Annotated in this window: 4 protein-coding genes; all 4 read left to right on the top strand. The window is 69.3% G+C overall.

Features of this window, described 5'->3' with window-relative positions; genetic code table 11:
• Positions 1–1,450, top strand: a 1,450-nt coding sequence (locus AC1D12_RS26020; RefSeq protein ID WP_477843835.1) for an acyl-CoA dehydrogenase family protein, incomplete at its 5' end; no start/stop codon positions are given.
• 17 nt (positions 1,451–1,467) lie between these two features.
• Entirely contained in the window at positions 1,468–1,659 is a 192-nt protein-coding gene (locus AC1D12_RS26015) for a hypothetical protein (protein WP_052212934.1), read from the top strand.
• A gap of 20 nt (positions 1,660–1,679) precedes the next feature.
• The gene (locus AC1D12_RS26010; protein ID WP_477827132.1) at positions 1,680–3,668 is read left to right on the top strand and encodes a M3 family metallopeptidase; all 1,989 of its coding nucleotides are present in this window, start codon (positions 1,680–1,682) and stop codon (positions 3,666–3,668) included.
• 12 nt (positions 3,669–3,680) lie between these two features.
• The coding region (locus AC1D12_RS26005; protein ID WP_477843833.1) for an SDR family oxidoreductase at positions 3,681–4,356 on the top strand (676 nt) is incomplete at its 3' end.

Genomic DNA, 4,356 nt, shown 5'->3' with positions numbered 1-4,356 from the left:
GCATGGCACCGCGCTGCAAAAGGACGTGTTCGCGAAGAACGAGTTCTCGGGGCGCTTTTTCGGCACCATGTGCCTCAGCGAGCCGCAGGCCGGGTCCAGCCTGTCCGACATCGTCACCCGCGCCACGCCCGATGGCCCCGAGGCGGCAAGCGATCCACTCGGTCCCCGCTATCGCCTGCGCGGCAACAAGATGTGGATCTCGAACGGCGAGCATGAGCTGGCCGAGAACATCGTCCACCTCGTGCTCGCGAAGATCCCCGGCCCCGACGGCGCACTCGTTCCCGGCACGCGCGGCATCTCGCTGTTCGTCGTGCCGAAGAAGCTCGTCGACGCCGAGGGGCAACTCACCGGCGAGCGCAATGACGTGGCACTCGCCGGGCTCAACCACAAGCTCGGCTACCGCGGGATTCCGAACACGCTGCTGAACTTCGGCGAAGGAAAGTTTCCGGTCCGCGGGTCTGCCGGTGCCATCGGCTACCTCGTCGGCCAGCCCGGCGAGGGCCTGCGCTGCATGTTCCACATGATGAACGAGGCGCGCATCGGCGTCGGGCTCGGCGCCACGATGCTCGGCCAAGCCGGCTACGAAGCGAGCCTCGACTATGCGCGCGGCCGCCCGCAAGGCCGCCCCATCGGCCCCGGCGGCAAGGACGCGACGCGGCCACAGGTGCCGATCATCCAGCACGCCGACGTCAAACGCATGCTGCTCGCGCAGAAGAGCTACTGCGAAGGCGCGCTCGCGCTCGAGCTCTACTGCGCCCGCCTCGTCGACGAACTGCACACCGCGCCGCCCGAGATCGCCGCCGAAGCAGGGCTGCTGCTGGAGATGCTCACCCCCATCGCGAAGAGCTGGCCCAGCGAATGGTGCCTGGAAGCCAACAGCCTCGCGATCCAGGTGCTCGGCGGCTACGGCTACACCCGCGACTACCCGGTCGAACAGTACTGGCGCGACAACCGCCTCAACATGATCCACGAGGGCACCCACGGCATCCAGGCGCTCGACCTGCTCGGGCGCAAGGTCGTGATGGATGGCGGCAAGGGCCTGATGCTGCTCGCCAACAAGCTCAACGCGACGATCCAGCGCGCGCTGATGCTGCCCACGCTCGCCGAGCACGCCAACGCACTGGCCGGCGCGCTGAAGGCGCTGGGCAACGCCACCAAGGCTGCCTGGGCCAGCGGCGTGCCCGAGGAGGCGCTCGCCAATGCCACGCCCTACCTGCAGGCCTTCGGGCACACGGTGCTGGCCTGGGTCTGGCTGGATGTCTCGATCTGCGCACAGGAGCACCTGGAACAAGCCACCGCGGCCGGGCAGGGCGACACCGCGCTGCTGCACGGCAAGCTCGCCGCCGCCCGCTTCTTCTTCCGCTACGAACTGCCCAAAGTCCCCGCCTGGTTGAAGGTGGTCGAGACGCGGGACGATACTTGCCGTTCCATGAACGACGCCTGGTTCTGACACCGGGCCGGATTGCAATGAAGACTTCAACGGTCGAAACCCTCGTCTGGGTGCTGATCTACGGCGGGCTGCTGGGCGTGGGCCTCGGGCTCGCCGTGCAGCGCTACCAGGAGCCGCTGGGCTGGGGCATCGCGGTGACCGGCGCGGTCGTCGCGGCCGTCGGCGTCGTGCTCATCTACGTGCGCTCGCGCATGAAAAGCCCCACCTGAACCCCTTGAACCGCATTCCCATGGCATTCCACCTGTCCCTCTCGACGCTCGTGCTGGTGGCCGGCACGGCCCTGGCCGCCGAGCCGGCCACGCCGTCGTACGTCTTCCCCGAGTTCCGCACCGGCGCGCAGGCCGACGCCGCGTGCAAGACCCTGATCGCCAGCGCCCGTGCCGACGAGAAGCGGCTGCAGGCGCTGCCGCCGGACCGGGCCGGCACGCTGCTCGCCGAGCTCGACGGCATGAACCGGGCCTATGAAGACACCGTCGGCCCGCTGTCGCTGCTGAACGCGGTGCACCCCGACAAGGCGGTGCGCGACGCGGCCGATGCCTGCGACCTCGGCTACCAGACTTTCCGCAACGGCTTCCTGCAGAACCCGAAGCTCTACGCGCTGCTGAAGCAGGTGAAGCCCGCCGACGACATCGACGCCCGCCTGCTGCGCGACACGCTCGATGCGTTCGAGGACGCCGGCGTCGCGCTGACGCCCGCCCGCCAGGCGCGCGCGAAGAAGGTCAGCACCGAGATCACCCGGCTCGGCCAGCTGTTCGACCGCCGCATCCGCGACGACAAGACGCGCGTCGCGTTCGCGCCCGACGAACTCGACGGCGTGCCGGCCGAGGCGCTGAAAGACCGCCAGCGCGATGCCAAGGGCCGCTACGTGTTCGGCCTCGACTACCCGAGCTACGACGCGATCATCGAGAACGCGACCCTGGGCGCCACCCGCGAGCGCATGTGGCGTGCCTTCCAGGGCCTGGGCGGCGCGGCCAACCTGAAGACGCTGCAGCAGCTCGGCCAGCTGCGCCGCGAGTATGCGCAGCTGTTCGGCCTGGCGTCGTACGCCGATTTCTCGATGCGCCGCCGCATGGCCGGCAACGCCGCCGCGGTGCAGGCCTTCCTCGGCACCGTGAAGGACGCCGTCGCGCAGCGCGAGGTGGCCGACCTCGGCCTGCTGCGCGAAGCGAAGGCGCGCGACCTGAAGCAGTCGGTCGAGGCGACCACCGTGAACCGCTGGGATGTCACCTACTACACGTTCCGCGAGCGCCGCAACCGCTTCCAGCTCGACGCCGAGGAGTTCCGCAGCTACTTCCCGCCGCAGGCCAGCCTCGACTTCGTGTTCCGCGTCGCCGGCCAGCTGTTCGGCGTGCAGTTCGAGGCGCTGAAGCAGCCGCTGTGGCACGCGGACGCGCAGTCGTTCGAGGTGCGCGATGTCGCGAGCAGGAAGGTGCTGGGCACGCTGTTCGTCGACCTGTACCCGCGCGAGGGCAAGTACAACCACGCGGCGGTGTGGAGCTTCCGCAACCCGTCGACGCTCGCGGGCCGCACGCCGGCGGCGGGTCTGGTCGTCAACTTCAACCGCAAGGGCCTGAACATCGACGAGCTGGAGACGCTGCTGCACGAGTTCGGCCACGCGATGCACGGCCTGCTGTCGAACACCCGCTACGCCACGCAGGGCGGCACCAACGTGCAGCTCGATTTCGTCGAGGCGCCGTCGCAGATGCTCGAGGACTGGGTCTATGACGCGCGCGTGCTGGCGCTGTTCAAGGAGGTCTGCCCGACCTGCAAGCCGGCGCCGGACGACCTGGTGGCGCGGGCCTCGAAGGCGCGCGATTTCGCGAAGGGCATCGCGGTGGCGCGCCAGCACCTGTATGCGAGCTACGACCTCGCGCTGTACGCGAAGGACGCGCCCGAGCCGATGGCCACCTGGCAGCGCATGGAAGGCGCGACGCCGCTCGGCCATGTGAAGGGCAGCATGTTCCCCGCCGGCTTCTCGCACATCGCGACCGGCTATGCCTCGGGCTACTACGGCTACCTGTGGAGCCTGGTGCTGGCCGAGGACCTGCGCACCGCGTTCGCCGCCGACAAGCTGAGCAGCGAGGTCGGCATGCGCTACCGCGAGCAGGTGCTGTCGCAGGGCGGCCAGGTGGCGCCGGCGCAGCTGATGCGCAACTTCCTGGGCCGCGAGACGAACAGCGATGCGTTCTTCAAATCCCTCAACAGGCACAACGACTAGGAGATCGAATCCATGAGCACACCTGTCCAGACCCTCCTGAGCCTCGAAGGCAAGACCGCGCTGGTGACGGGCGGTTCGCGCGGGCTCGGGCTGCAGATCGCCGAATCGCTGGGCGAGGCAGGCGCGAAGATCCTGCTGACCTCGCGCAAGGCGGCTGACCTGGAAGAGGCCGCTGCCCACCTGCAGGCGCGCGGCATCGACACCCGATGGGTGGCGGCCGACGCGAGCCAGCCGGACGAGATCCAGCGCGTGGCCAGCGAGGCGATGCAGCGGCTCGGCAAGGTCGACATCCTCGTCAACAACGCCGGTGCCACCTGGGGCGCGCCGGCCGAGGAGTACCCGCTGGAGGCCTGGGACAAGGTGATGAACCTGAACATCCGCAGCATCTTCCTGATGAGCCAGGCGATCGGGCGGCTCAGCATGATCCCGCGCCTGTCGGGCCGCATCATCAACGTCGCGTCGATCGCCGGGCTGTCGGGCTCGCCGTCGACGATGAAGTACATCGCCTACGGCACCAGCAAGGGCGCGGTCGTCAACTTCACGCGCACGCTGGCGGCGGAGTGGGGCCGCTACGGCATCACGGTGAATGCGCTGGCGCCGGGCATGTTCCCGAGCAAGATGACGGCCGGCACGATCGCCAAGGTGGGCGTCGAGGCGCTGGCGACCGGCGCGCCGCTCGGCCGCATCG

The sequence above is a fragment of the Rhizobacter sp. P1_G5 genome (assembly GCF_056405435.1).
Note: the sequence above shows the minus strand (reverse complement) of the source record. Positions and strands in the feature narration are given on the sequence as shown.

What these genes read in the sequence shown, in the direction of transcription:
- AC1D12_RS26015 (WP_052212934.1), top strand. Translation starts at nt 1,468, where the DNA reads ATGAAGACTTCAACGGTCGAAACCCTCGTCTGGGTGCTGATCTACGGC.
- AC1D12_RS26010 (WP_477827132.1), top strand. Translation starts at nt 1,680, where the DNA reads ATGGCATTCCACCTGTCCCTCTCGACGCTCGTGCTGGTGGCCGGCACG.